This is a genomic window from Micromonospora sp. DT4 (assembly GCF_049841675.1).
Lineage (GTDB): Bacteria > Actinomycetota > Actinomycetes > Mycobacteriales > Micromonosporaceae > Micromonospora.
Genome location: NZ_JBNCKT010000050.1, coordinates 1 through 24,205, shown reverse-complemented (window position 1 = coordinate 24,205; position 24,205 = coordinate 1). Strand labels below are relative to the sequence as shown.

The window sequence follows — 24,205 nt, the reverse complement described above, 5'->3', positions numbered from 1 at the left end:
TTCCGGGCCCGACGACCCCTGCTGGCGTTACCTACCCATCCTGACACCTCTACTCACCTGTGCCGACGCCGGTACCCATCGTCGAACCGGTGGGGGTTCGGGACGAACGTCCGATGCCGCAGGCATAGATCTTTGTAAGTGTCTCGGTTATCTCTCCAACCCCCGAGGAGCCCCCATGAGAGGCAGAACGCTGAGCGCGGGAATCGCGCTCGCCGTGTTCACCGGGATGACGGTGACGCTGGCCGCCCAGCCGGCGACCGCGTCACCCTCCGCCGCGACGACAGCGGCCCGGCCGATCGCCGCGTCCGCCGCCGTCCTGGCGGCGCCGGACATCTCCGTCAGCAACGTCCAGGCGCACCTGACCCAGCTCAACTCCATCGCCAGCAGCAACGGCGGCAACCGGCGGGCCGGCTCGGCCGGCTACACCGCCTCGCTCAGCTACGTCAAGACCCGTCTCCAGTCGGCCGGGTACTCCGTCAGCGAGCAGTACTGCTCGAGCTGCACGTACCCCTCGAACAACCTGATCGCGGAGTGGCCCGGCGGCCCGGCCGACCAGGTGGTCATGTTCGGCGCCCACCTCGACAGCGTCTCGGCCGGCCCGGGCATCAACGACAACGGCACCGGCTCGGCCACCCTGCTGGAGAACGCGCTGGTCCTGGCCGCGGAGAACTCGACCATGACGAAGAAGGTCCGGTTCGCCTGGTGGACCGACGAGGAGCAGGGGCTCAACGGCTCCCGCTTCTACGTCAACTCGCTGAACTCCACCCAGCGCGGCTACATCAAGGGCTACTACAACTTCGACATGGTCGGCTCCACCAACGGCGGCTACTTCATCAACCGGGTCAGCTCCACCACGGCGGCGCCGCTGAAGGCGTACTGGGACTCGTTGGGGCTGCAACCCGAGGAGAACGTCGAGGGCCAGGGCCGCTCCGACGACTACTACTTCCAGCAGGCCGGCATCCCCACCTCGGGGTACGCGGCGGGCGCGAGCGCCCGCAAGACCAGCAGCCAGGCGGCCAAGTGGGGCGGCACGGCCAATGCCGCCTACGACTCGTGCTACCACCGTTCCTGCGACACCACCGCCAACGTCAGCGCCACCGTGCTGAACCGGGCCGCGGACGGCGTCGCGTACGCGTTGTGGCAGCTCGCCGTGGGCGGTGGCACCCCGACCAACGACTTCTCGCTCGCGGTCAGCCCCACCACGCTCACCGTCGCCCGGGGCGCCAGCGCCAGCGCGACGGTCAGCGCCGCGACCACCTCCGGCTCCGCGCAGACGGTCAGCCTCACCGCGTCCGGAGCGCCCAGCGGGGTGAGCGTCTCCTTCAGCCCGTCGTCGGTGACCTCCGGCGGATCGGCCACGATGACGCTGACCGCGTCGTCCAGCGCCACCACGGGCACGGTCACCGTCACGGTCACCGGCGCCGGCTCGGTCACCCGGACCGCCAGCCTCACCCTCACGGTGGCCGGCGCCGGTGGCTGTGCCGGCGGGCAGGTGGTCGGCAACGGTGGCTTCGAGAGCGGCACCACGCCGTGGACCGCTTCCTCCGGTGTGATCACCAACTCCGGTAGCCAGCCGGCTCGCACCGGGTCGTACAAGGCGTGGCTCGACGGGTACGGCAGCAGCCACACCGACACCCTGTCCCAGTCGGTGACCGTGCCGGCCGGCTGTGCCAGCTACACGCTGTCGTTCTGGCTGCACGTCGACACCGCCGAGACCACCGGCTCCACCGCGTACGACAAGCTGACCGTGCAGGTGGGCTCGACCACGCTGGCGACGTACTCGAACCTCAATGCCGCCTCCGGCTACGCCCAGCGCACGTTCAACGTGGCCGGGTTCGCCGGGCAGACGGTGACTCTGAAGTTCACCGGCACCGAGGACTCGTCGTTGCAGACCAGCTTCGTGGTCGACGACGTGACCCTGCAGGCCAGCTGAGGGACGCCTGGTGGGGGCGGCACTCCGCCCCCACCAGGCGTCTAGTCACGCCCGTCCATGTCTGGTAGAAATCTTTCAAGGCCGGCCCCTGATTCGCATAATTCCGCCCCTCACGCGAACGGGAGTGCCATGTCACCCAACCGATCCACCCTGCGCCGCCGCGTGCTCACGCTGCTGGTGGCCACCCTGGCGACGGTCTGTGCCGCGTTCGGCCTGGCCACCCCGGCCTTCGCCATCAGTCACTCCAGCGCCACCTCGCAGCTACGCGCCGCCGGCATCTCCTGGACCTCCAGCGGCAACTGCAGCGACCGCAACGTGTCCACCTGTACCTCGTTCGAGGGGGTTCGGCAGGCCACCATCGACGGCATCATCACCTTCAAGCGGGCTAGTGGCTGCGCGATCACCATCACCGCGGGAACCGAGGTCGGGCACGCCGGGGGCACGTACAGCCACTGGAACGGCTACAAGCTCGACATCGCGCTGAGCACCTGCATCCAGAACTACATCTCGGCGAACTACACCTACGTCGGTTACATCTCCGGCTTCGGCTACCAGTACCGCGCCCCCTCGGGCAACCTCTACACCAAGGAGGGCAGCCACTGGGACATCCTCTTCTACGGCTGCGGCGGCTGCTGAGCGACGGATGTCGAGCCCGGTGCGCGGACGGAGCTGACCGCGTACCCGAGGACGGGCCGCCGCCGGATGCTCCCGGCGGCGGCCCGGTCGCGTCCAGGGTCAGGGGAGCTGCGGGTAGAGCGCGGCGACCCGGCCGCCCGCTCGGCGAGCTGGAGGCGCAGCGCGTTGGTCATCGCCCACTCGGCGGACTTCTGTTAGGTAAAGTCAGCCATGTCACGCGACGGCCGTACGGGAATCGGGAATACGACCGGGAGGCGCACACGCCCACCCCGGTGACGGCTCGTATCCTTTGCGCGAACCTCCGCACTAGCCAAGATGGGAGACGGTGTGACCAACCAGGCCGAGACGTTGGAGTTCCAGGCCGAGGCGCGTCAGCTCCTGCAGCTGGTCGTCCACTCGATCTACTCGAACAAGGACGTCTTCCTGCGGGAACTCATCTCGAACGCGTCCGACGCCCTGGACAAGCTGCGGCTGGCGACGCTCGTCGACAAGGATCTCGTCGCCGACACCGACGACCTGCACGTCGCCGTCGAGGTCGACCGGGACGCCCGCACGCTGACCGTGCGGGACAACGGCATCGGGATGAACCGCGACGAGGTGGTCCGGCTGATCGGCACGATCGCCAAGTCCGGCACCGCCGAGCTGCTGCGCCAGCTGCGCGAGTCCGCCGACGCCCGGGCCTCGCAGGATCTGATCGGGCAGTTCGGCGTCGGCTTCTACGCCGCGTTCATGGTCGCCGACCGGGTCACCCTGCTGACCCGCAAGGCAGGCGAGACCAGCGGTACCCGCTGGGAGTCCACCGGCGAGGGCACCTACTCGATCGAGCCCGTCGAGGAGGCGCCGCAGGGCACCGCGGTGACCCTGCACCTCAAGCCGGCCGACACCGAGGACAACCTGCACGACTATACCGCCGAGTGGACGATCCGCGAGATCGTCAAGCGCTACTCCGACTTCATCGCGTGGCCGATCCGGATGGCCGTCGAGCGTCCGGGCGCCGAGGGCGAGGCCGCCACCAGCGAGGTGCAGACCCTCAACTCGATGAAGGCACTCTGGGCGCGCCCCCGCGACGAGGTCGACGCCGCCGAGTACAACGAGTTCTACAAGCACGTCAGCCACGACTGGGCCGACCCGCTCGAGGTCGTACACATGAAGGGCGAGGGCACCTTCGAGTACGAGGCGCTGCTGTTCCTGCCCAGCCACGCCCCGCTGGACATGTTCTCGCCGCAGGGCCGTCGCGGCGTCCAGCTCTACGTCAAGCGCGTGTTCATCATGGACGACTGCGAGGCGTTGGTCCCCACCTACCTGCGCTTCGTCAAGGGCGTCGTCGACGCGCACGACCTGTCGCTGAACATCTCCCGCGAGATCCTCCAGCAGGACCGGCAGATCCAGATCGTCCGCCGCCGCCTGGTCCGCAAGGTGCTCGCCACGGTCAAGGACCTGAAGGCCAACCACCCCGAGCGCTACCGCACCTTCTGGACCGAGTTCGGCGCGGTGGTGAAGGAAGGGTTGATCGACGACACCGACAACCGCGACACCCTGCTGGAGATCCTGTCGGTCGCCTCCACCCACGACGCGGCGGAGCCCACCGACCTGGCCGGTTACGTCTCACGGATGAAGGACGGCCAGAACGACATCTGGTACGCCACCGGTGACTCCCGGGCCACCATCGAGAACTCCCCGCACCTGGAGGCGTTCCGGGCCAAGGGCCACGAGGTGTTGCTGCTCACCGACCCGGTCGACGAGGTGTGGGTCGAGCGGGTCGGCGAGTACGACGGCCGGCCGCTGCGCTCGATCGCCAAGGGGCAGGTCGACCTGGACACCGACGAGGAGAAGCAGCAGGCCGAGGCCGAGCGCGAGCAGCAGCGGCAGGAGTTCGCCGCGCTGGTGCAGTGGCTGGGTACGACCCTCGCCGACAGTGTCCGGGAGGTCCGCCTGTCGTCGCGGCTGACCACCTCACCGGCCTGTGTGGTGGGCGACGCGCACGACCTCACGCCGACACTGGAGAAGATGTACCGGGCGATGGGGCACGAGGTCCCCACGACCAAGCGGATCCTGGAGATCAATCCTGGTCACCCGCTGGTCGCCGGGCTGCGCAAGGCCCACGAGCAGGGCGACTCCGGCCAGGCCCTGACCGAGACCGCCGAGCTGCTGTACGGCCTGGCCGTCCTCGCCGAGGGCGGTGAGCTGGCCGATCCGGCCCGGTTCACCCGTACGCTCGCGGACCGACTGGCGCGCACCCTGTAACCGTTCGACCCTCCGGCCGGCGGGCCGCCCGATCAGCGGACCCCGCCGGCCGGTCCGGGTGTGTCGGCGTCCGCCAGTCGGCGGCGGACCTCCGCGGCGTCCGGGTGGCCGAGCTCGTCGAGGATGCCCAGCGCGGTCCGCCAACTACGGGCCGCTTCCGCCGGTTCGCCGAGGTCGACCAACGCCTCCGCCAGGTGCGTCAGCGTGTCCGCCTCGTAGTAACGGTCCCGGAACTCCCGGTACAGCGCCAGCGCGTGCCGGTACGCGACCACCGCCTCCGCGGGTCGCCCGGCGCGGTGCTGCGCGTAGCCGAGGGTGTCCCAGGTGGCCGCCTGGCCGTGCCGGTCGTCGAACTCGCGCAGCAGCTCCAGCCCTTGCTGGCACGCCTGCACCGCGGCGTCGTGCGCGCCAAGCTGGGCCCGGTACCAGCCGACCGCGTTCAACGCCATCGCCTGCCCGTAGCGGTGGCCCGCCTCGCGGTACAGCGTCAACGCGGCCTCGGCATGCTGGACCACCTCGGCACGCCGGCCCTCCCGGTCGGCCACCTCGGCGAGATCGAGGTAGGTGTGCCCCTGGTTGGCCGGATCGCCCAGCTCGCGGAACAGCTCAAGCGCCCGCCGGAGCTGACCGGGCGCCTCGTCGAGCCGACCCAGTCGGGCCTGCGCCCGCGCCAGGCTGCGGTGCGCGTGCGCCTGCCCGGCCACCGCACCGCTGCGCCGGGCCGCCGCCAGCGCCGAACGCTGCACCGCCAACTGGTCGTGCCAGCCGCCCTGGCGGTCCAGGAAACTGGTCAGGCTCCAGGCCAGCTGCCAGGCGTGTCGGTCGGCCCCGCTGACGGCGCACCGATCCACGAGCGCGATCAGCACGTCGCGCTCGCGCGTGAACCACGCCACGGCCTCGTCATGGTCGCCGAACTTCTCCGGCCGCACGCCGGCGACGGCCGGGGCGAGAGTGATCGGATCCCAGTGCGGATGCAGCAGCACGGCCGCGGCGTGCGCGCTGTGCAGGTAGTGGTCGAAGAGCCGGCCGCGCGCCTCGGCCCGGTCGCCGGCCGGATCGTGCTCGGCGGACAGCTCGGCCGCGAACGCCCGCAACAGGTCATGCATCGCGTACCGGTCCGGGGCACGCTCCAGCATCAGATGCGCGTCCGCCAGCTCGGCGAACGCCGCCTGGACGGCCCGCCGGTCGGCGCCGACGAGACTGACCCCGGCCGCCGTGCTCACCGTCACGTCCGTGCTGCCCCCGACCAGCCGGAACAGCCGCGCGGTCGGCGTCGACAGCAGTCGGTAGGACCAGGACAGCGCCGCCCGCACGCTGCTGTCGTGGTCGCCCGTGTCCAGCCCATCCAGCCGGCCGTCGGCCCGGAGCTGCGCGCCCAACTCGGTCAGCGGAAGTTGGGGCCGGACCACCGCCCGGGCCGCCACCACGACCAGGGCCAGCGGTAGCCGGTCACAGATCCGGACCAGCTCGTCGACGGCGGCCCGCTCGGCCTTCGCCCGCGCCCCGATCCGCGCGTACAGCAGGTCCTGGGCGTCCTCGGCGGTGAGCAGATCCAGTACGACCGCCTCGGCGCCCTCGGTGGCCACCAGACCGGTGAGTCGATCCCGGCTGGTCACCAGCACCAGGCAGCTGGCCGTGCCCGGCAGCAGCGGTCGGACCTGCGCGGCGTCCCGGGCATTGTCGAGCAGCACCAGCATCTGTCGACCGGCGAGCAGGCTGCGGTACAGCGCTGTCTGCGCCTGCTCGTCCGCCGGGACCTCCCGCGGCGGCACTCCGAGCGCGGCCAGGAAGCCCCTGACCACCTGCTCGGCGCTTCGGACGACGCCGCTGTGGCTGTAGCCGCCCAGGTTGGCGTAGAGCTGCCCGTCCGGGAAATGGCCGGCGACCCGGTGGGCCCAGTGTACGGCGAGGGCCGTCTTGCCGACCCCGCCCGCTCCGGAGAGCACGGCCAGTGGGACCGCCCCGGGGCGTGCCTCGGCGGACGCCCGCAGCGCGTCCAGACGGGCCAGCTCCGGACCCCGCCCGGCGAAGCCCCGGACATCCGACGGCAACTGCGCGGGGATCGGGTGGTCCGGCCGCGTCCGGGCGACGAGGCCCGCGCCGGGCGGGGCGGGAGATACCTCCGGGGTCGGCACGGTGACCTCGCCGCGCAGGATGGCCTGGTGCAGCTGGCGAAGCTCGACGCCCGGATCCACGCCGAGCGCGTCGGCGAGCCGGTCCCGCAGCCGGGCGTAGTACGTCAGCGCCTGCGCGCCCCGACCGGCCGCGGCCAGCGCGTGCAGCAGCACGGCGGCGACCGGTTCGTCGAGCGGATGATCGTCGGCGAGCCGGGTCAGCGGATCGATCACCGCATCCGGCTCGCCCCGGCGCAACAGCCCACGCGCCCACTGCACGACGGTGTCGGTGTGCCGGCGGTGCCAGTCCTGCCGGACCCGGGCCGCCCACTCGCCGGGCAGCCCGGCCAGCGGCTCGCCACGCCACAACTCCAGCGCTCTGCGCAGCAACTCCACCCGCTCGGGGTCCCCGTCGGGCAGCCCGTCGGCCCGGTGCCGCAGCGCGTCGAAGTGCGGGCCGTCCACCGTCTCCGGTGGCAGGTCCAGCAGGTATCCGCCCGACCGTCGTACCAGCGCGTCCGGTGCGCCCGCGTCGGCCAGCACACGGCGGAGCCGGGCGAGGTAGACGTGCAGGTTGTGGCGAACCCTGGGCGGCGAGGCGTCGCCCCAGACCCGGTCCACCAGAGACTCCAGGTGCACCGGTCGGCCCACGTCGACCGCCAGCGCGGCCAGAACAGCGCGCTGGCGCGCCGCTCCGGCATCGACCGGATGACCATCCGCCCAGACCTCGACCGGCCCGAGGACCCGAATCTCCATGAACCGCCGCTCGCTGTGCCGCCGGTCGGCCCCAACGGCACCGGGACAGCTGGATTGAGGTTCCGGCAGGAATTCGTCGACCTTCCGCGCAGATCATCGTTGGCAGAAGGACATCGATCAACGCGATGTCGGCAACTTGACTCACGGCCTGTCCCGGTCGTGACGACACCGGAGGTCACCATCGTGCGAAGTGCTCTGCGAAGGTTCGCGTCCGCCCTGCTCGGCACGGTCGCCCTGGGCGCCGCGATCGGCGTCGCCCCGAGCCCGGCCCAGGCCGCCAACTATGCCTGCCCGTCGGGTCTGCTCTGCCTGTACGCCGGGATCAACTTCAGCGGCGACATCTTCCTGCTCGACGGGCCGTACAACGGATGCAACGACGTCCCGCTGCCCTCGTACTTCCGCAACCGGACACAATCGATCATCAACAACCGGCCGTCCGGCACCGTCTCCACCTTCTGGGACAACGCCAACGCCACGGGTCTGCTCGGCTACCAGCACGCCTACGGCTACCGGGCGAACCTGGCGTACGACTCGGCCGCGATCGGGGGTAGCTGGAACCAGCGGATCGAGGCGGTCCGGGTCTGCTGATCCGGCGGCGGCGCCGGGCATGGGCTACTCGGCGTCGCCGCACCTCAGGGAGGGACCACAGCAGCGCCGGCCGGACTCCGACGGGGGATTCCGACCGGCGCTGTGGTGGGGTTCAGCCCGGGTAGTAGCAGACGTTGGGAATGACCGGGCCGCCGTCGACCCCGAAGATCGCGAAGCCCATGTACGCGCGGGTCTGTGGGCCGTACTCGCCGTCCTCGGCGATGTCCGCGTACACGATGTCCTCATTGATCCTGTGCTGGGCGTACCGGACGGCCTCGCGGGTCTTCGAGCCGTAGTTGCCGTCGAGGGTGAGCGATCGCGAGTAGCAGTTGTTCAGCGCCTCCTGCAGCACCAACACTGCCGAGCCCGAGTGGCCGTAGGTGAGGTAGCAGTGCTTGTTTCCGGTCTGCCAGCCGACGGTGGGGACGTGCATGTCCGCCCCGCCCGGGTAGCCGCCGACCCGGTAGAAGGTCAGGCTGGTGCACGGGCTGGACGCCTGCGCGGCGGTCGGCGTGGCCAGGGTCAGGCCGGCGCCGGCCAGTACGGCCACGAGGGTGGCCGCAGCGCGGCGACGGCCGTTGCGACTCTGGTGGATGGGCATGATCTCCTCCTGGGGATTGTCTCCGGGATCGACCCGGTGCGCTTCAGAGCATCGCGACCGTCCATCTACGGTTTCCTGTCTGAACGTCAATTCACCGGTGACAGCCGGTCCTGATCCGAAGCGGTCCACGGTGGTCGGTGCACAGGTGCACGTGGTCCGCAACCGCTGGGAAAGGCGCCCCGCGTGGGCCGGTGAACAACTTCACAAGCGGTGGGCGATGTTCACCGACCGTGCCTACCGTCGGTCGGGTCCACCACCGTGGACGCCGCGACCGGCAACGCCAAATCCTGCCCCCGGTCGTCGGGAAAAGAACCCGGGCAGGAGCGGGGGACCCAACGTTCCTCGGTGCATGTCACCTCGGGGTGAAGCCGCCAGCGCGCGGCCGGGCTCCTCGGCCCGAACCCGACAGCTCACCTCGCCGGCGTGGAGGAATGAACAATGACATCTGCGTACACCCCCCGTCACCGACGGGTCACCACCCGCCGCGTCGCCGTCGGCACCCTGGCCGTCGGCGCGGTCACCGGCGCCGTCGTCCTCTTCGGCCCGGCGGCCCCGGCTCAGGCCGGCGTCAACTGGGACGCGGTCGCCCAGTGCGAGTCGGGCGGCAACTGGAAGATCAACACCGGGAACGGCTACTACGGCGGGTTGCAGTTCTCGCAGGGCACCTGGGCCGGCTACGGCGGCACGAAGTACGCCGCCCGCGCCGACCTGGCCAGCCGCGGGGAGCAGATCGCGATCGCGGAGAAGGTGCTCGACGGGCAGGGCATCGGCGCGTGGCCGACCTGCGGCCGCAAGGGCGGCTCGTCGGGCGGCTCGGCCACGAAGTCCACCCCGAAGTCCTCGACGAAGTCGACCACCAAGTCGTCGAAGGCGACCAAGTCGTCGACGTCCACCGGCGGCAAGGAGCGGTCGTCCCGGGGCGACCAGCCGGCGACCCGTGGTCACGAGCGGACCACCCCGGCGGCCAGCGGAGACACGTACGTGGTCAAGCCGGGGGACACCCTGTCGGAGATTGCCGAGCGTCACCGCCAGGCCGGCGGCTGGCAGGCCCTGTACGAGCGTAACCGGCAGCTGATCGGCGTCGACCCGGGCCTGATCCTCCCGGGCCAGCGGCTCGCTCTCTGACGCACGACAGACGAACGCTCGGCCGAGTCACCGGCCGAGCGTTCGTTCGTCTGGCTTTCTCCGCGCGGGACACGTCACGCCGCCGAGGCGGCCGTCCCCGCCTCGCGGCGCGCCGCCGCGTCGCCGTTCCAGCCCCAGCGCGGTGCCGGTGCGGCCGCCTCGGCCGGCCAGCCGGTGCCGGCCGCGCCACCGTCGATGGTCATCTCGACCGGGTCGGCGGTGCTGCGGGCCATCCGCAGCGACTGCTCGGCGCCCGTGCGGGCCGAGCACGGCCAGGCCTGGCCGGCGCACTGGAGATTGCCGCAGTGCCCCTCGTCGTCGGGCTCGTGGGCAGCGAGCACGTCGACCGCGAGCTGCCAGAGCAGCGGGTTGGTCACGTCGTGCGGGCGTTCGGCGCGGCGGCTCGGTCGGTTGCTGGTGTCGTCGGACATGTGCCCCCCTCGTCAGGCTGTACCCCACAAGGGTCACCCATGGGCGGCCGACTAAACCGTCGACCTGCTGTGATGTGTCTCCGGTCGCAGCAGCCGGGGCGTTTCTAGTCCGGCAATAGCGGCATCTCGACCCCGGGATCGCGGCCGAGCAGCACCGCCCGGGTGAGCGCCGCCGAGCCGACGGCGGTTCACCTGCACGGCCCGGGGGTCGCGGTCGTGGGCGAGGGCGTGCAGGTGCCGGCCGGCACCCGGCCCGAGCAGCGACACCAGCGCGGCCTCGCCGAGCCGGGCCACGTCCGCGACGGTACGGATCCGGCGTTCCCGCAGCTTGGCCGCGGTAACCGGCCCGACGCCCCAGAGCCGGTCCACCGGCAGTGGATGCAGGAACGCCATCTCGGAGTCGGGGGCGGGGTGGTCTGCCGGAAGATCTCGAAGACCGCCCGGTTGGCCTGCGTGTACGCCGACATCCGGGGCGGCACCACGATCGCGTCCGGGCACAGCCGGTGGGCCTGCTGACCGCCCATCGCGCTGCGGACGCCCCGCGCCTTCGCCTCGTAGCTGGCCGTGAGCACCACGCCGCCACCGCCGATCACCGGCCGCCCCCGCAGGCGCGGGTCGTCGCGCTGCTCGACCGACGCGTAGAAGGCGTCCAGGTCGGCATGCAGGATGTGGGCGTCGCGCGACACGTACACATGTTCGCATGGTGGCCTGTCGTCACGGCAGTGAGCTGGGCGAACGTCGGCTCAGTCGAGACAGAACTCGTTGCCCTCCGGGTCGGCCATCACGAGGTGGCCGGCGCCGAGCGGGGGAGCGGGCTCGTGTCGGGCGAGCCGTCGGGCGCCACGGGCGACGAGCCGGTCGGCCTCCGCCTCCAGGGCCGCCATCCGGTCGTCACCCGTCAGCTCGGGCGCGGCCCGCACATCGAGGTGTACGCGATTCTTGGCCTGCTTGCCCTCCGGCACCCGCTGGAAGAACAGCCGTGGCCCCGCCCCCGTGGGGTCGACCACCGCCGACGCGTCGTTGCGGCGCTCCGGCGGCACGCCCATCGCGTCCAGCGCGGCCTCCCACGAGTCGAAGCCGCCGGGCGGCCTCTGTAGCTCGTAGCCGAGGGTGTCGGCCCAGAACGCCGCCAGGGCGGCCGGGTCGGCGGCGTCGAACGTTATCTGCACCTCGCGGACCATGGCGGCTCCCTCTTTTCCGGTCTGGTCGGTCACGCCACCATCCTCTCGCGATCGACCGACAGGATCGGTGCGTTGCGGGTGCGTCGGCGGGGGTCTCGCGTCTGATCAACACCGCGCCACGATACGGGCCGCGCCTGGTTCCGCCGAGATCAGCCGACGGCGGTGGCCGATGGCGGGGCGCTGCCGCCCTGGGGCGCCTCCGGGGTCATCAGCCGGATGATCTCCTTCTGGTCGGCGGGGGAGGGCAGCCCCCATTCCGGCCGGTACCCGTACACCTCGTGCAGTGGGCTGGAGCCGGTGCGGCCGTCCAGGATCTCCACGGCGTCCGTGCCGATCAGGCCGGGATGTTCCACGCCGCACGCCTCGGCGACCTTGGTCAGGTCCCGGCGTAACGTCGCCAGGTAGTTGGCCGCCCGGACGGACTTGAGCGTCGGGTCGAGGCCCCGGGCCAGCCAGGCGTTCTGTGTCGCCACCCCGGTGGGACAGGTGTCGGTGTGGCATTTCTGCGCCTGGACGCAGCCGATCGACAGCATCGCCTCGCGGCCCACGTTGACCATGTCGCAGCCGAGCGCGAACGCCACCACCGCGTTGTCCGGCAAACCGAGCTTGCCGCTGCCGACGAACACCACCCGCTCCTGCAGGTCGTGCTCCGCGAAGACCTTGTAGACCCGGGAAAAGCCCTGCTGGAACGGCAGTGACACCGAATCCGTGAAGATCAGCGGTGCAGCCCCGGTACCGCCCTCGCCGCCGTCGACCGTCACGAAGTCGACGCCCCGACCCGTGTCCCGCATCAGGCCGGCCAGCTCCTGCCAGAAGCTCAGGTCGCCGACCGCCGACTTGATGCCGACCGGCAGGCCCGTCTCGGCGGCCAGTAGCTCCACCCAGTCCAGCAGACTGTCGCAGTCGGAGAACTCGGCATGCCGGGACGGGCTCACGCAGTCCCGTCCGGCCGGGATGCCCCGGGTGGCGGCGATCTCGGCGGACACCTTCGCCCCGGGCAGCAGCCCACCCAGGCTCGGCTTGGCGCCCTGGCTCAGCTTGATCTCCAACGCGCGCACGGGAGCCCCGGCGACCAGCTCCTTCAGCCGGTCAAGGCTGAACCGGCCGTGGTCGTCACGGCAGCCGAAGTACGCCGTACGAGCTGGAAGACCAGCTCACCGCCATTGCGGTGGTACGGCGACAGGCCGCCCTCGCCGGTGTTCTGGAGGCAACCGGCGAGGGCGGCCCCCTTGTTCAACGCGGTGATGGCGTTGCCCGAGAGCGAGCCGAAGCTCATCCCGGAGATGTTGACCACCGACTGCGGCCGAAAGGCGTGTGCCCGGCCCCGGGCCGCGCCGAGCACCTTCGCGCACGGCAGCCGTACGTCGTGCCCGGCCGTCGGGGACGACGGTGGCACGGCCCGGCCGAACGTGCGGTGCTTGATGATCGGGTAGCCGGGCGTGTACTCGATGTCGTTGTCCGTACCGAAGCCGAAGTAGTTGTTCTCCTGCTTGGCCGAGGCGTAGACCCAGCGGCGCTGGTCCCGGGTGAACGGGCGCTCCTCGTTGTTGCCGGCCACGATGTACTGCCGAAGCTCCGGCCCGATCGCCTCCAGCAGGTACCGCGCGCGACCGAGCACCGGGAAGTTGCGCAGCAGCGCGTGGTCGCGCTGGATCAGGTCGCGCGCGGCGAGCGCCGCGACGGCGGCGGCGACGGCGGGTACGGCTCGACGGGCCCAAGTCATGCCGGGCAACCTTTCCGCCGGGGCGGCCGGCCAAACCGGCCGGCCGCCGACATCGCGCTGCTCAGGTGGCCGGTGGGGTCGGAGGCGGCGCGGGATGACGCCCGGACCGCCTCCGACCGACGGTCAGTGGCGCTTGAACGACTGACGGACCATGCCGCCGACGATCACGCACCAGGTGCTCGTGCTGAGCTTGCCGTCGCGGGGCAGCCCGTGCAGCGCCTGCACGTCCTGCACCGCCCTGCGGGTGGCGTGGTCGTACGCCCCGGTGGCGGTGACCGCGTACCCCTTGGTGGCGAGGATTTCCTGGACGGCCGTGACCGGCGCGCCCGCGGCGTGCTGGTCCAACTCCGGCGCCAGGGTCTCCCAGGTGGGCGTGGTGAGCGTGGCGTCCACGTCCACCGCGATGCCGTTGCGGGCCTGCCAGTCCTGCACGGCGGCCACGGTCGCCGCGTCGAACGTGCCGCTGACCGTCACGGCGTAGCCCCGGAACGCGAGCAGGTGCTGCACCACCCGGACCGAGGGCGAGTTGACGAACCGCCACAGGTCGGGCCAGCGGCGGGCCGGCACGTCACCGAGCGGGGTGCCGAGGGCGGCGTGCACGCGCCGCCGCAGCTCCGGGAACTGCCGGTAGAAGGCGGCGCCCGGGCACTGCGTGGTGCGGAAGTCCCAGTGTCCGAAGATGTCGTACGCGTGCAGGCCGTACTGCCGGCAGATCGCCACGCAGAGCTTGACCAGCGAGTCGGTCAGCGCCTGCGGCGGCGTCTCGGTGACGTAGGTGCCCTCGTTCTCGATGCCGATGGCCCGGCCGTTCTCGCCCGGACAGTGCGCCGAGATCATCTGGCGGTCGCCCGCTTCGAGGCGTTCCAGGCTGCCCCGGCGGCCCTCCAGCACGTAGCCGCCCCGGCTCACCGTGAAGTTCTGGCCGGTGTCGGACCAGCCGTTGCCGTCGATGTGCAGGTCCTGGCAGTCGTGGGCCAGCTTGACCGCCTGCTCGCGGGAGTAGTCGGTGACGTTCGGGAACGCCATGTGATGCACGATGATCTTGTTGGTGGCGATGGCGCTGACCGACAGCGGGGACGTCGGCGGGCGGGCGCCCCACTCGTCGCAGCTGATGATCCAGTCCAGGTCCGTGCCGGGTGCGGCCTGCGCAGCGCTCGAGAAGGCGAGTTCGCTTCCGACGACGGCCACCGTGGCCGCGCCGAGACCGGCCCGCAGCAACGTCCGGCGGTCCACTTCAGAATGCTCGACGTGCATGACATCTCCTCTTGCGGCCGACGGCGGGGGAATGAAAAGTAGCTCCAGTGGCCGCACGCATCACGGAGAATATTGCCAACACTCGCCCGCGCGCCAGAGCTGGCCGGCGTTTCCCCGTCCGCTGGTGGGGGTAGGTCGGGGCGGACTGTTCCCGCTGCCCCCTAAGGAATGACCCGATGAGTGACAACATTAGCGACGCGGTGGGCGACGCCCTTCGCTCGGTGATGCTCTTCCTGCCCAAGGCCGCCGCCTTCCTGGCGATCCTGGTGGCCGGATGGCTGATCGCCAAGGCCGTGCTGAAGATCGTGGAGAAGGTCCTCGAACGGGTGGGCTTCGACCGCGCCGTCGAGCGCGGCGGCATCCGCCGTGCCCTCAACCGCTCCCGGTACGACGCCAGCGACATCGTCGCGAAGCTCGTCTACTACGCGGTGCTGCTGCTCACCCTCCAGCTCGCCTTCGGCATCTGGGGGCCCAACCCGATCTCCGACCTCATCACCGCCGTGGTCGCGTGGTTGCCCCGCGCCTTCGTCGCGATCGTCATCATCGTGGTCGCCGCCGCCATCGCCAACGCCGTCAAGGACATCATCGGTGGCGCGCTCGGCGGACTGTCGTACGGCCGGGTGCTGGCCGGTATCGCCTCAGTGTTCATCCTCGGCCTGGGCATCATCGCCGCGCTGAACCAGATCGGCGTGGCCACCGCGGTCACCACCCCGGTGCTGATCGCCGTGCTGGCCACCCTGGGCGGCATCCTCGTCGTCGGGGTCGGCGGTGGCCTCATCCGCCCGATGCAGAATCGCTGGGAGGCGTGGCTGACCCGCGCCGAGCAGGAGTCGCAGCTGGTCGCCACGCACGCCCGCGCCTACCGGGCCGGTCGCGCCGAGGCCGAGGCGGCCCGCGCCGAGGCCGAAGCCGCCCAGTCGACCGCCACCCGCGCCGACGCGGACAGTACGTCGGTCACGACCCTCCCCTCCGACGCGGACGCCACGCAGGTGACGACCTTGCCGTCCGACCGGGACGCCGGGCAGGTGACGCCCCGCCAGTCCGACCCCGAGGTGACGCAGGTGGTCACCCGTCCGCCCGACGCGGACGCCACGCAGGTGACGACCCGTTCGTCCGACCCGGAGGCCACGCAGGTCGTGACCTGGCCGTCCGACCCGGACGCGACGCAGGTGGTGCGGCCCTCGACGGACGACACCACCCAGGTGGTCGCCCGGCAGACGCCCGTCGACGCCACCCCGGCCCGCCCGGCCACCGAAGACACGACGCAGGTGATGGGCCCGCACCGCGATGCCGACACGACCCAGGTGATCAGCGGCGGCGCCGGCGCGGTTCCCGGTCAGCGCACCAGCGACGGTAGCGAGACCACGACGGTCATCCCGCCAGCGGACCCCGACCGGCGCTGAACCGAGTCGGGCCAGCGGGGCGGGATCCACCGGGATCCCGCCCCGTTCCCGTTCCGCTCCCGTCTCGCCGGCACGTCGAAAGCGCTGGCCGGCGTCGCGGCGGGCGGTCTACCATCGCCGACATGACCTGGCGACATTGATCCAGCGCCGTAGTCCGAACCCGTGGGCCGCCACGGGCACCGCACGTCCGGTGTCCGTCTCCACTCCCACGGGAAGGCCTCATGACCCACCTCGCCTCGCGCGTGCCCGGCCCGGCGGCGCGCCGACTCTCGGTGACCCTCTACGGGTACGCGTTCCTCAGTGACCTCGTCCTGCTCTATCCCCTGTACGTGGTGCTCTTCACCGACACCGGCCTGTCGGTGGGGCAGATCTCGTCGCTGTTCGTCATCTGGTCGACGGCCGGAATCCTGTTCGAGGTGCCGTCCGGCGCGTGGGCCGACGTGGTGTCCCGCCGGCTGCTGCTGTGCCTCGCCCCGCTGGTGACCGCCGCCGGCTACACGCTCTGGGTGCTGCTCCCGTCGTATCCGGCCTTCGCGGTCGGGTTCCTGCTCTGGGGCGCTGGCGGGGCGTTGGTCTCCGGCGCGCTGGAGGCGCTGGTCTGGACCGAGCTGGCCCGGCTCGACGTCGTCGACCGGTACGCACGGGTGCTCGGTCGGGCGCGCACGGCGGGTGTGCTGGGCGTGGTGGTCACCGGGGTGCTGGCCGGCCCGGTGTTCGCGGCCGGCGGCTACCCGGCGGTCGGTGCGGGCAGCGTGCTCGCCTGCCTGCTCGCCGCGAGCGTCGCGATCCGGTTCCCCGAGCACCGCCCGCCACCGGACGCCCCGCCGCCGCCCGCGCACGACGCACCGCTGTCCGTATCGCCCGTCGCGCCACCACCGGCCGCGTCGCCGGCTGTGTCGCCGGCCGCGTCGCACGGCGACGCGTCGCCGGTCGCGGCGTCCAGCTCGGACGACCACGACGACCTGACCTGGTTCGAGACGCTTCGGGCCGGCGTGACGCAGGTCCGGACGCGACCACCCGTGCGGGCCGCCGTGCTGCTGGTCGCCGTGGTGGCCGCCGACTGGGGAGCGCTGGACGAGTACACGCCGCTGCTGGCACTGGACACCGGAGTCGGCGCGCAGGCCGTGCCGCTGCTGCTCCTGCTGCTGTGGGCCGGCGTGACCGTGGGCGGGCTGCTCGCCCCGGCGGGAGAGAAGCTCGGCCGTCGCGGCTACGCCGTGCTGCTGGCACTGGTCGCCGTGGCGCTGGCCGGGGGCGCGCTCGTCCGGCATCCGGCCGGCTTCGTGCTGCTCGCGGTGGCGTTCGGTGCCGCGCAACTGGCCACCGTACTGGCCGACGCGCGACTACAGGCAAGGATCACCGGCGGCAGCCGCGCCACCGTCACCTCGTTGGCCGGGATGCTCACCGACGTGCTGATCATCGGGACGTACGCCGGGTACGGGCTCGTCGCCACGGCGGCGGGCAATGCGGTGGCGTTCGCGGTGGCGGGCGGGGCGTACCTCGTCATGGCGCTGGCGTTGCGGGGCCGCCGCCGGCATCGGGCGGCCGTGAGCAGCGGCGTCGCCGCCACCACCGTGCGCGGCACGGGCTGACGGCATGGACCGGCGATGGTCGATCGGCTCGCGGCCGGGCCTGCCCGCTGTCAGGACGCGGACGTCAGGACTGCTCGCCGTCGAGGTAGACCCAGCGGCCGTCCTCGCGGGCGAAGCGGCTGCGTTCGGTGAGCGTGCCCGGCCGACCTGCCTCGCGGTAGTGGGCGTGGAACGTCACCGTGCCGGTGGCGTCGAGCAGGCCGCCGCGGTCGGTGTCGACGATCTCCAGCCGGGTCCACCGCTGCTCCGAAGCAAGTTCCAGGCGTTCCGGCCGGGTCGAGGAGTGCCAACTGCGCAGCAGGTAGCCGGCGTCGCCCAGCGCGAAGGCGCTGAACCGAGAGCGCATCAACGCCTCGGCGGTCGGCGCCTGGGCGGTACCGCCGTGGATGGGGGAGCAGCAGTCGGCGTACGCCCGGCCGGAACCGCACGGGCAGAGCTGATTCGCCCGGCGGCCTCGCGTCACTCTGCCCACCGGGCCATCCTGCCGCACCGCCGGGCGGCCACGACGACCGGTCGCCCGATCGGCGATGGGCAGTGATGGTTGACGATCTTGTTCAACGTGCTCGGCGTCCGCTAGGCGCCGAGGCTGTTGTGCAGCGACTACCGGATGACGAAGCAGACCGCCCACGCGTTCGGGGAGCTGGAGTACGACATCGCGGCGTTCACCCACGGCCCGGAGCTGGCCGACCGCCCCCGCGAGCGCATCCGCGACTTCCTGACCCGCCGCCGCTGATCGGCCGCGCGCCGCTGACCGGCCTCCTGCGCTGATCGGCCGTGCGCCGCTGACCGACCGCGCGCCGCTGACCGGCCGCGCGCCGCTGACCGACCGCGCGCCGCTGACCGGCCGCGCTGCGCTGACCGGCCGCGCGCCGCTGACGAGCGTGCCCCGGCGTTCACAGCCAGCCCGAGCGGCGGAACAGGCGGTACAGGGCGAGCGCGGTCACCGCCATCAGGGCCAGCGCGCCCGCGTACCCGTAGCGCCAGGCCAGCTCGGGCATGTGGTCGAAGTTCATGCCGTAGACGCCGGCGATACCGGTCTGCGTGGCGGCGATTGCCGCCCACGCGGCGATCTTGCGCATGTCGTTGTTCTGCTCGACGGCGAGCTGCGCCAGGCGGGACTGGACGATCGAGGTGAGCAGGTCGTCGTACGCGGCCACCCGGTCCACGGCCCGGCTCAACCGGCCGTCCACGTCGACGAACCAGCGGTGCAGGGCGCGCGGCGGCCCGTCGCCGGTCGGGTCGAGCAGTGTCCGCAGGGGCGTCTGGAGGGGGAGCACCGCCCGCTTGAACTCCACCACCTCGCGCTTGAGCTGGTAGATGTGCTGGATGTCGGCCGACCGGTCGCGGGCGAAGACCGCCTCCTCGACGCGCTCCAGGTCGCGCTCCACGTGCCCGGCCACCTCCAGGTACGTGTCGACCATGCGGGCGCAGACCGCGTACGCCACCGCCCAGGGGCCGGCTGCCAGCAGCGCCGGGCGGCGCTCGATGTCGACGCGGACGTCGCGCAGCGCCCCGGCGGCGCCGTGCCGCACGGTGACGGCGAACCGGTCACCGAGCAGCACCATCACGTCGCCGGTGTCGATCACCTCGGAGGTGTCGGTCAGCTCGGCGTGCTCGACGTACCCGGCGGTACGCAGCACCAGCCGGGTGACCGGCCCGTGTCGCTGCACGGTGGGCCGGTGCCCGTCGGCGAGCGCCTGCTCGACGGTCAGCTCGTCCAGGCCGAAGGTGCGGCCCACGGCGGCGAGCACGGCGGGCCCCGGCTCGTGCAACCCGAGCCACACGAAGGCGTCACGGCCACGTCGGGCGCGGGCGTACGCGTCGTCGTAGTGCGGCCGCCCCGGTTCCCGTCGACCGTTGACGTAGACGGCGCAGTCGACCACGGCGTCCGGATTGGACCGGCGGGGTGTGGGAGTCGCACCGCCGGGGCGGCCGAGCAGTCGACGGGCCAGGGCGCGTACGCCCCGACCGGCCCGGTCCCGTACCGCTCGCTGATCCACGACGCGCCTCCTCCCGAGCACCGTCGCGGCTACGGTGCTCGCAGGGCATGGTGCCACCGGATTCTGCCCAGTGGCGTCCCGCCCCCGACAGCGGGGGTTGTCGCCTCAGGCGGTGCGGGTGGCGAAGACGACGATGTTGTCGACGTAGTTGCCGGTCGCGTCGTCGAATCGGCCTCCGCAGGTGATCAGGCGCAGTCCGGCGACGGCCGCCGGGCCGTAGACCAGGCCGCTGGGGAAGCGGTCCTTGGGGTACGCGTGGACACCGTCCACGGTGAACGTGGTGACTCGCGCGTCGGCCCGGGTGACCTGGATCTCCTGACCGGCGCGGAGGCGACCGAGGTCGAAGAAGACCGCCGGCCCGGCCGGGGAGTCGACGTGTCCCACCAGGACGGCGTTGCCGGTCTCGCCGGGGCTCACCCCGTGCCGGTACCAGCCGGCGAGGGTCGGCCTGTCCAGCGGGGGGACTTCCAGCACCCCGGCGACGTCTACGCCGACGGGGACGATGTCGGCGCGTACGCCGATGGTGGGAATCTGGACTCGGACGGGCGCGGCGCGGGCCAGCGGCGCCAGGTCCGGCGCGGGCCGGGAGTGTGTCGGCGCGTCGGCCGGCGGGCGTGGGGGGCGTGTTGGCCCGTCGGTGAGGCCGACCGTGACCAGCCCCAGTCCGGACATGCCGAGCAGAGCCACCGCCGCCGCCAGAGTGCGCTGCCGCCACCACACGTGTTCACCTCCGTACGCCAATGGTCGGGGTGCCCGTGCCGGTGTCGCCGGCACGGGCACCCGTCCGCAGGGATGGAGCGGATCGCCGGTCAGGCGACGGTGGATACCGGACGGCGTCGGCGCAGCAGCAGCACCGCGCCCGCGGCGGCGGTGCCGAGCAGCGTGCCGCCGGCGGCGAGCGCGGCGTTGTCGCGGTTGTCGCCGCCGGAGCCGGCGGGCGCGCCGCCGATCGGGGTGACGGTGAAGGTGGCGCTGCCCGCCGAGCTGCCGTCGCCGCAGGTCGCGGCCACCGTGTACGTGCCCAGGGTGAACCCGGCGGTGAACAGTTCCGCGCTGAGCCCGCCGCCCGCGGCGGCCGTGGTGGAACGGACGTTCTCGTCGCGGTTGGGTCCGGTGACCCGGAAGATGACGTCACCCGACTTCGGGTTGCAGGTCGTCGCGGTGAGCACGACGGTTCCTCCGACCGGGGTGGTGGCCGGTGACACGACGGTGTCGGCCAGTGCGGCGCCCGGCAGCAGGAGCGTGCCGAGACCCACGCCGAGCGCCGCCGAGCAGAGTGCTGTTGAGACCTTCATACGCGTCTTCCCTCACTTTTCGTCCGCTGGCTGCGTGGGACGTCGTTCGGGTGGCCAACTCCGTGACTAGCACCGGTGTGCCCAACACTAGGTGGGTTGGGACCCCGATCAGGTGAAAATGAGAAACCTTCGTTGCCGTCACGTGTCCACCCGAAGGCGGGAGAGAGTAGGGCTTGGGCCCGACCGGGCCGACCGACGCCGGTGCGCCGGTCGATGTCCGCTCCGGCCGGGCTGTCACCCCTGGGCCGATGGCGAGGTATGGCCGGCGACGGCGGAAATGGCCGGGTCGGCCGCGTGGAGGGTCCTGGTGGCGTTGATCGGCGGCGACTTCCGGGCCGCCGGCACCGACCCGTCCGGGCCCGCGACCCGCTCGATGCGCGCGGAGATCGTCGAAGGGCTGCGCTGGCTGGCCCACCAGCGGTTGCTGCGCACGATGGCCGTGCTGATCGGCCTGCTCGACGTGACCCTCACGGCCGCACGCGCTCTTCGCCTTCGGCGTGCACGGCGGACTGTGGAACCTCGTCGCGAACTCGTTGCGTCAACGACTCACCCCGCCGACGTTGCAGGGGCGCGTGTCCAGCGCGACCATGTTCGTAGCGGCGGGCGGCAACTGCGTAGGGGCGCTGCTCGGCGGCCTGCTGGCAGCCCGGTTCGGCATCACCGCCCCGTACTGGGTCGGGCTGGTGGTGGCGATCGGCGTCTCCGCCGCCACCTGGCGGGTCTTCAACCGCGACGCCGTGGCACGCGCCTCCGCCGACGAGCCTCCGGTCGAGCAGCGACCCGCTCCGGTGCCCTGAGGGCGCGGCGCGCGGCGCGGCCCGACGGTGTGGCAGCGTGGTGCGGGTGACCGATTCCGCTCCGCTCGACGTCGACCTCGCGCTGCTCGGCGGCGGGGGCGCCGCCTCGTTGGTGCTCGCCGCGCTGGACCGGCACGGCGTCCGAGACCTGCGGATCGCCGTCGTCGACCCGGTCCGCCGGCGCGGCCAGGACCGCACCTGGGCGTTCTGGGGCCACCCCGACACCGACCTCGACCCGCTGCTCAGCGCGAGCTGGCACCAGGTCGAGGTGGTCACGCCCGCGCGGCGTCGCGTCCTGGACCTGACCCCGCTGCGGTACGCCATGCTGCGCTCCGGCCCGGTCTACGACCGGGCTGCCGAGGCCGAGCGCCGGCTGGCCGCCACCCGTGTCGTCGCCCCGGCCGAGACGGTCACCGACGACGGTGACCGGGTGGTCGTCCGCTGCGGCGACGGTTCTGTCGTACGGGCCGGCTGGGTGCTCGACTCCCGCCCCCGCCCACCGGCGCGTGTCGGCCGGACGACCTGGTTGCAGCACTTCCGCGGCTGGTGGCTGGAGGCCGACCGACCGGTGTTCGACCCGCGGCGGGCGGTGCTCATGGACTTCCGCACCCCGCAGCCGGCCCGGGGTGTCTCCTTCGGGTACGTGCTGCCGGTCAGCGACCGCTACGCCCTCGTCGAGTACACCGAGTTCTCGCCCGGCCTGCTCACCGACGCCGGGTACGACACGGCGCTGTCCGGCTACCGCGACCTGCTCGGGCTCGACCCCACCGGGCTGCGCGTCCGCGAGGTCGAGAACGGGGTGATCCCGATGACCGACGCGCCGTTCCCGGGCCGGCCCTCCCCCCGGGTCGTACGTCTCGGCACGGCCGGTGGCGCGACCCGCCCCTCCACCGGGTTCACCTTCTCCGCCATGCACCGCCAGGCCGACCAGGTCGCCCGCGCGCTCGCCGTCGGCCGCCCGCCGGTGCCGGCGCCCGCGTACCCGGCCCGGCACCGCTGGATGGACGCGGTGGCGCTGCGGGCGCTCGACCGGGGCGGCGTCGGCGGCCCCGACTTCTTCGACCGGCTCTTCGACCGCAACCCCCCCGAGCGGGTCCTACGGTTCCTCGACGGCGTCACCACCCCGGCCGAGGAGATCGCGATCATGAACTCGACCCGACTGCTGCCGATGATGGCCGCCACGGCCGGCGACGCCGCGCATCGCGTCCGCGACCGCCTGCGGCCCGCCCGGCCCGCGCCGGCCGTCCCGGCTGCCGTGGTGGGTGGTCCGCTCCGGCCCCTCGCCGACTCGGAAACCTGACCCGGCCCGGTCAGCGCCGGGCCGTCACCGCGTCGCGGATCAGCACCCGCAGGTCCTCCATCGGGTCGCCGTCACCGGCCCCCAGCAGGGTCTTCGTCGCCGCGACCGTCAGTCCCAGCTCCGGGTACGCGTAGGCGAGGCTGCCGCCGCTGCCGGCCGCGCCGAACGAGCCGTCGTCGTCGACCGCGTACCCGAGGCCCCAGGTCGTCTACTGCCCGAACACCCACTCCGGCCCCGGAGGCCGTGCGCCACGGTCGCGGTGAGGGCCTTGCCGGTGGACACGCTCCAGATGGGGGTGTCGGCGGCCAGCGGCCGGCCGGTGGCCCGGTTGGCGCACCCGGCCTGCACCTGAAGGATCGGCTCGCCGTCGAGGTACGCGACGACCTGCACCCCGGATTCCCGTCCGCTGGCGATCAGCTCGTCGATCGTGCGCCGTACGTCGGCCCGCAGGCCGTCCCAGTTCCCGTCCACGACGGGTCGACTCTGACAGACCGGACCACGCCCGGGCGCGCTATTTTCCCCTCATTCGCTGAGGAGGCGGTCACGCAGCCGGGCGGTCAACGCCTCGTCCACGCCGAGCCGGTCGGTGGCGTAGCCGACCACCGACCCGTATGCGGCGGTCAGGTCGGCCAGGAAGTGCCGGATGATGGTCTCGGGCGCACGGCCGAACCCGGGCCAGAGCAGCTCACGGTCGGGGTTCAGTGCCTGCCAGTCGGCGATGAGGCGCGCGGTGGCCAGCTCGGTGCGCGCGAAGTCGGCGGCGACCAGCTCCAACGCCTGGCGCAGCTCGGCCACCCCGTCCTCGGCCACCTCGGCGTACCGATCGGCGAGGTAGCGCCAGGGGTCGAGCGTGGGGTCGATCGTCGCCTGATCGTAGGTGCGGTGCTCGATGCTGAGGTTGTGCCAGGCCAGGCCGTCCATCTGGGGCGCTCGACCCCGTGCGGCGATCTCCCACGGATACCGCAGGTCGATCACGGTGCCGACACCGAGGGCGTGGAACCGGTCCAGGTCGGCGCCGGTCAGCTTGCCCAGCGAGTCCGAGCGATAGAGCAGCCGCCAGCGGACCGTACGCCCGTCGTCGGTGCGCGGTAACCACCGAGGTCGCGGAAGTTGTGCAGACGGTCGAACTCGACGTGCCGATCCATCCGGCCGACCCTAGTGCAGCTCCGCGTTAATTCTTGAGGGGTCAGGACCAGGCGGTGGGGTCGCCGAGGTAGAGCCCGCAGGCGCAG

General features: G+C 72.3%; 23 protein-coding genes, 2 pseudogenes and 1 riboswitch. Of the genes and pseudogenes, 10 read left to right on the top strand and 15 right to left on the bottom strand.

The window, feature by feature from the left end:
- The first annotated feature begins 175 nt into the window (after positions 1 to 175).
- The 3 genes from ACLQ24_RS16165 (at position 176) to htpG (ending at position 4,813) form a co-directional block, all read left to right on the top strand.
- Positions 176 to 1,933 carry a M28 family peptidase gene (locus tag ACLQ24_RS16165; protein ID WP_425892458.1) on the top strand — a complete coding sequence of 586 codons (1,758 nt, stop codon included), beginning with the start codon at positions 176 to 178 and terminating at the stop codon, positions 1,931 to 1,933.
- A gap of 129 nt (positions 1,934 to 2,062) precedes the next feature.
- Positions 2,063 to 2,569 carry a hypothetical protein gene (locus ACLQ24_RS16160; RefSeq protein ID WP_425892456.1) on the top strand — a complete coding sequence of 169 codons (507 nt, stop codon included), beginning with the start codon at positions 2,063 to 2,065 and terminating at the stop codon, positions 2,567 to 2,569.
- A gap of 315 nt (positions 2,570 to 2,884) precedes the next feature.
- On the top strand, positions 2,885 to 4,813 hold the full coding sequence (gene htpG / locus ACLQ24_RS16155) for a molecular chaperone HtpG (protein ID WP_425892454.1): 1,929 nt from the start codon (positions 2,885 to 2,887) through the stop codon (positions 4,811 to 4,813).
- A 32-nt stretch (positions 4,814 to 4,845) separates the two neighbouring features.
- Here htpG and ACLQ24_RS16150 read toward each other — a convergent pair whose 3' ends face one another.
- A complete protein-coding gene (locus ACLQ24_RS16150; RefSeq protein WP_425892452.1) occupies positions 4,846 to 7,683 on the bottom strand; it encodes an AfsR/SARP family transcriptional regulator in 2,838 nt (945 codons plus the stop codon).
- Positions 7,684 to 7,866: 183 nt separating this feature from the next.
- On the opposite strand from ACLQ24_RS16150, the gene ACLQ24_RS16145 reads away from it, so the two are divergent.
- Positions 7,867 to 8,271: a peptidase inhibitor family I36 protein gene (locus ACLQ24_RS16145; protein WP_425892450.1), complete on the top strand. Its 405-nt coding sequence runs from the start codon at positions 7,867 to 7,869 to the stop codon at positions 8,269 to 8,271.
- 112 nt (positions 8,272 to 8,383) lie between these two features.
- Here the strand turns inward: ACLQ24_RS16145 and ACLQ24_RS16140 are convergent, their stop codons facing one another.
- Positions 8,384 to 8,872, bottom strand: a complete 489-nt coding sequence (locus tag ACLQ24_RS16140) for a peptidoglycan-binding domain-containing protein (RefSeq protein ID WP_425892448.1) — start codon at positions 8,870 to 8,872, stop codon at positions 8,384 to 8,386.
- 268 nt (positions 8,873 to 9,140) lie between these two features.
- A riboswitch (cyclic di-AMP (ydaO/yuaA leader) is annotated at positions 9,141 to 9,311 on the top strand.
- Here ACLQ24_RS16140 and ACLQ24_RS16135 point away from each other — a divergent pair.
- Complete coding sequence (locus ACLQ24_RS16135) at positions 9,311 to 9,997, top strand: transglycosylase family protein (protein ID WP_425892447.1); 687 nt, start codon at positions 9,311 to 9,313, stop codon at positions 9,995 to 9,997. Its footprint overlaps the riboswitch before it by 1 nt.
- Positions 9,998 to 10,071: 74 nt before the next feature.
- Here ACLQ24_RS16135 and ACLQ24_RS16130 read toward each other — a convergent pair whose 3' ends face one another.
- The 6 genes and pseudogenes from ACLQ24_RS16130 to ACLQ24_RS16105 all read right to left on the bottom strand — a co-directional run bounded on the left by ACLQ24_RS16130 (position 10,072) and on the right by ACLQ24_RS16105 (position 14,586).
- Complete coding sequence (locus ACLQ24_RS16130) at positions 10,072 to 10,428, bottom strand: hypothetical protein (protein WP_425892445.1); 357 nt, start codon at positions 10,426 to 10,428, stop codon at positions 10,072 to 10,074.
- 105 nt (positions 10,429 to 10,533) lie between these two features.
- Positions 10,534 to 11,114: pseudogene (locus ACLQ24_RS16125) on the bottom strand (DNA polymerase IV); the annotation flags it as partial.
- Between the two features lie 57 nt (positions 11,115 to 11,171).
- A complete protein-coding gene (locus tag ACLQ24_RS16120; RefSeq protein ID WP_425892482.1) occupies positions 11,172 to 11,609 on the bottom strand; it encodes a VOC family protein in 438 nt (145 codons plus the stop codon).
- 149 nt (positions 11,610 to 11,758) lie between these two features.
- Positions 11,759 to 12,667 carry a glutamate synthase-related protein gene (locus ACLQ24_RS16115; RefSeq protein ID WP_425892443.1) on the bottom strand — a complete coding sequence of 303 codons (909 nt, stop codon included), beginning with the start codon at positions 12,665 to 12,667 and terminating at the stop codon, positions 11,759 to 11,761.
- Between the two features lie 23 nt (positions 12,668 to 12,690).
- Positions 12,691 to 13,332, bottom strand: coding sequence for a glutamate synthase-related protein (locus ACLQ24_RS16110; RefSeq protein ID WP_425892441.1), 642 nt, complete (start codon positions 13,330 to 13,332; stop codon positions 12,691 to 12,693).
- Positions 13,333 to 13,455: 123 nt separating this feature from the next.
- Positions 13,456 to 14,586 carry a peptidoglycan recognition protein family protein gene (locus ACLQ24_RS16105; protein ID WP_425892439.1) on the bottom strand — a complete coding sequence of 377 codons (1,131 nt, stop codon included), beginning with the start codon at positions 14,584 to 14,586 and terminating at the stop codon, positions 13,456 to 13,458.
- Between the two features lie 176 nt (positions 14,587 to 14,762).
- Here ACLQ24_RS16105 and ACLQ24_RS16100 point away from each other — a divergent pair.
- Positions 14,763 to 15,468 (top strand): annotated as a pseudogene (locus ACLQ24_RS16100) (mechanosensitive ion channel family protein); the annotation flags it as partial.
- A 742-nt stretch (positions 15,469 to 16,210) separates the two neighbouring features.
- Positions 16,211 to 17,581: an MFS transporter gene (locus tag ACLQ24_RS16095; protein WP_425892438.1), complete on the top strand. Its 1,371-nt coding sequence runs from the start codon at positions 16,211 to 16,213 to the stop codon at positions 17,579 to 17,581.
- 64 nt (positions 17,582 to 17,645) lie between these two features.
- Here the strand turns inward: ACLQ24_RS16095 and ACLQ24_RS16090 are convergent, their stop codons facing one another.
- Positions 17,646 to 18,053, bottom strand: coding sequence for a YchJ family protein (locus ACLQ24_RS16090; protein ID WP_425892436.1), 408 nt, complete (start codon positions 18,051 to 18,053; stop codon positions 17,646 to 17,648).
- Positions 18,054 to 18,188: 135 nt separating this feature from the next.
- Here ACLQ24_RS16090 and ACLQ24_RS16085 point away from each other — a divergent pair, with 135 nt between their 5' ends.
- Positions 18,189 to 18,314, top strand: coding sequence for a hypothetical protein (locus tag ACLQ24_RS16085; RefSeq protein ID WP_425892435.1), 126 nt, complete (start codon positions 18,189 to 18,191; stop codon positions 18,312 to 18,314).
- Between the two features lie 160 nt (positions 18,315 to 18,474).
- Here the strand turns inward: ACLQ24_RS16085 and ACLQ24_RS16080 are convergent, their stop codons facing one another.
- From ACLQ24_RS16080 to ACLQ24_RS16065, 4 genes are all read right to left on the bottom strand, one after another.
- Positions 18,475 to 19,581, bottom strand: a complete 1,107-nt coding sequence (locus tag ACLQ24_RS16080; RefSeq protein ID WP_425892433.1) for a magnesium and cobalt transport protein CorA — start codon at positions 19,579 to 19,581, stop codon at positions 18,475 to 18,477.
- Between the two features lie 105 nt (positions 19,582 to 19,686).
- Positions 19,687 to 20,253 carry a class F sortase gene (locus ACLQ24_RS16075; protein WP_425892480.1) on the bottom strand — a complete coding sequence of 189 codons (567 nt, stop codon included), beginning with the start codon at positions 20,251 to 20,253 and terminating at the stop codon, positions 19,687 to 19,689.
- Positions 20,254 to 20,390: 137 nt separating this feature from the next.
- On the bottom strand, positions 20,391 to 20,876 hold the full coding sequence (locus tag ACLQ24_RS16070) for a hypothetical protein (RefSeq protein ID WP_425892432.1): 486 nt from the start codon (positions 20,874 to 20,876) through the stop codon (positions 20,391 to 20,393).
- Between the two features lie 234 nt (positions 20,877 to 21,110).
- Complete coding sequence (locus ACLQ24_RS16065; RefSeq protein ID WP_425892431.1) at positions 21,111 to 21,308, bottom strand: hypothetical protein; 198 nt, start codon at positions 21,306 to 21,308, stop codon at positions 21,111 to 21,113.
- Between the two features lie 65 nt (positions 21,309 to 21,373).
- Between ACLQ24_RS16065 and ACLQ24_RS16060 the strand changes: the two genes are divergently transcribed.
- Positions 21,374 to 21,673: a hypothetical protein gene (locus ACLQ24_RS16060; protein ID WP_425892430.1), complete on the top strand. Its 300-nt coding sequence runs from the start codon at positions 21,374 to 21,376 to the stop codon at positions 21,671 to 21,673.
- A 46-nt stretch (positions 21,674 to 21,719) separates the two neighbouring features.
- Positions 21,720 to 22,973 carry a lycopene cyclase family protein gene (locus ACLQ24_RS16055; protein WP_425892429.1) on the top strand — a complete coding sequence of 418 codons (1,254 nt, stop codon included), beginning with the start codon at positions 21,720 to 21,722 and terminating at the stop codon, positions 22,971 to 22,973.
- A 108-nt stretch (positions 22,974 to 23,081) separates the two neighbouring features.
- Here the strand turns inward: ACLQ24_RS16055 and ACLQ24_RS16050 are convergent, their stop codons facing one another.
- Both ACLQ24_RS16050 and ACLQ24_RS16045 read right to left on the bottom strand, forming a co-directional pair.
- Positions 23,082 to 23,444, bottom strand: a complete 363-nt coding sequence (locus tag ACLQ24_RS16050) for a serine hydrolase (RefSeq protein WP_425892427.1) — start codon at positions 23,442 to 23,444, stop codon at positions 23,082 to 23,084.
- Between the two features lie 51 nt (positions 23,445 to 23,495).
- Positions 23,496 to 24,005 (bottom strand): tyrosine-protein phosphatase, encoded by a 510-nt coding sequence (locus ACLQ24_RS16045; protein WP_425892478.1) that lies wholly within the window; start codon positions 24,003 to 24,005, stop codon positions 23,496 to 23,498.
- Positions 24,006 to 24,205: the final 200 nt, after the last annotated feature.

Excerpts from the sequence above, each read along its gene's own strand:
- ACLQ24_RS16165 (WP_425892458.1), top strand. The coding sequence starts at position 176 with ATGAGAGGCAGAACGCTGAGCGCGGGAATCGCGCTCGCCGTGTTCACC.
- ACLQ24_RS16160 (WP_425892456.1), top strand. The coding sequence starts at position 2,063 with ATGTCACCCAACCGATCCACCCTGCGCCGCCGCGTGCTCACGCTGCTG.
- htpG (WP_425892454.1), top strand. The coding sequence starts at position 2,885 with ATGGGAGACGGTGTGACCAACCAGGCCGAGACGTTGGAGTTCCAGGCC.
- ACLQ24_RS16150 (WP_425892452.1), bottom strand. The coding sequence starts at position 7,683 with ATGGAGATTCGGGTCCTCGGGCCGGTCGAGGTCTGGGCGGATGGTCAT.
- ACLQ24_RS16140 (WP_425892448.1), bottom strand. The coding sequence starts at position 8,872 with ATGCCCATCCACCAGAGTCGCAACGGCCGTCGCCGCGCTGCGGCCACC.
- ACLQ24_RS16135 (WP_425892447.1), top strand. The coding sequence starts at position 9,311 with ATGACATCTGCGTACACCCCCCGTCACCGACGGGTCACCACCCGCCGC.
- ACLQ24_RS16130 (WP_425892445.1), bottom strand. The coding sequence starts at position 10,428 with ATGTCCGACGACACCAGCAACCGACCGAGCCGCCGCGCCGAACGCCCG.
- ACLQ24_RS16120 (WP_425892482.1), bottom strand. The coding sequence starts at position 11,609 with ATGGTCCGCGAGGTGCAGATAACGTTCGACGCCGCCGACCCGGCCGCC.
- ACLQ24_RS16110 (WP_425892441.1), bottom strand. The coding sequence starts at position 13,332 with ATGACTTGGGCCCGTCGAGCCGTACCCGCCGTCGCCGCCGCCGTCGCG.
- ACLQ24_RS16105 (WP_425892439.1), bottom strand. The coding sequence starts at position 14,586 with ATGCACGTCGAGCATTCTGAAGTGGACCGCCGGACGTTGCTGCGGGCC.
- ACLQ24_RS16095 (WP_425892438.1), top strand. The coding sequence starts at position 16,211 with ATGACCCACCTCGCCTCGCGCGTGCCCGGCCCGGCGGCGCGCCGACTC.
- ACLQ24_RS16085 (WP_425892435.1), top strand. The coding sequence starts at position 18,189 with ATGACGAAGCAGACCGCCCACGCGTTCGGGGAGCTGGAGTACGACATC.
- ACLQ24_RS16075 (WP_425892480.1), bottom strand. The coding sequence starts at position 20,253 with ATGTCCGGACTGGGGCTGGTCACGGTCGGCCTCACCGACGGGCCAACA.
- ACLQ24_RS16070 (WP_425892432.1), bottom strand. The coding sequence starts at position 20,876 with ATGAAGGTCTCAACAGCACTCTGCTCGGCGGCGCTCGGCGTGGGTCTC.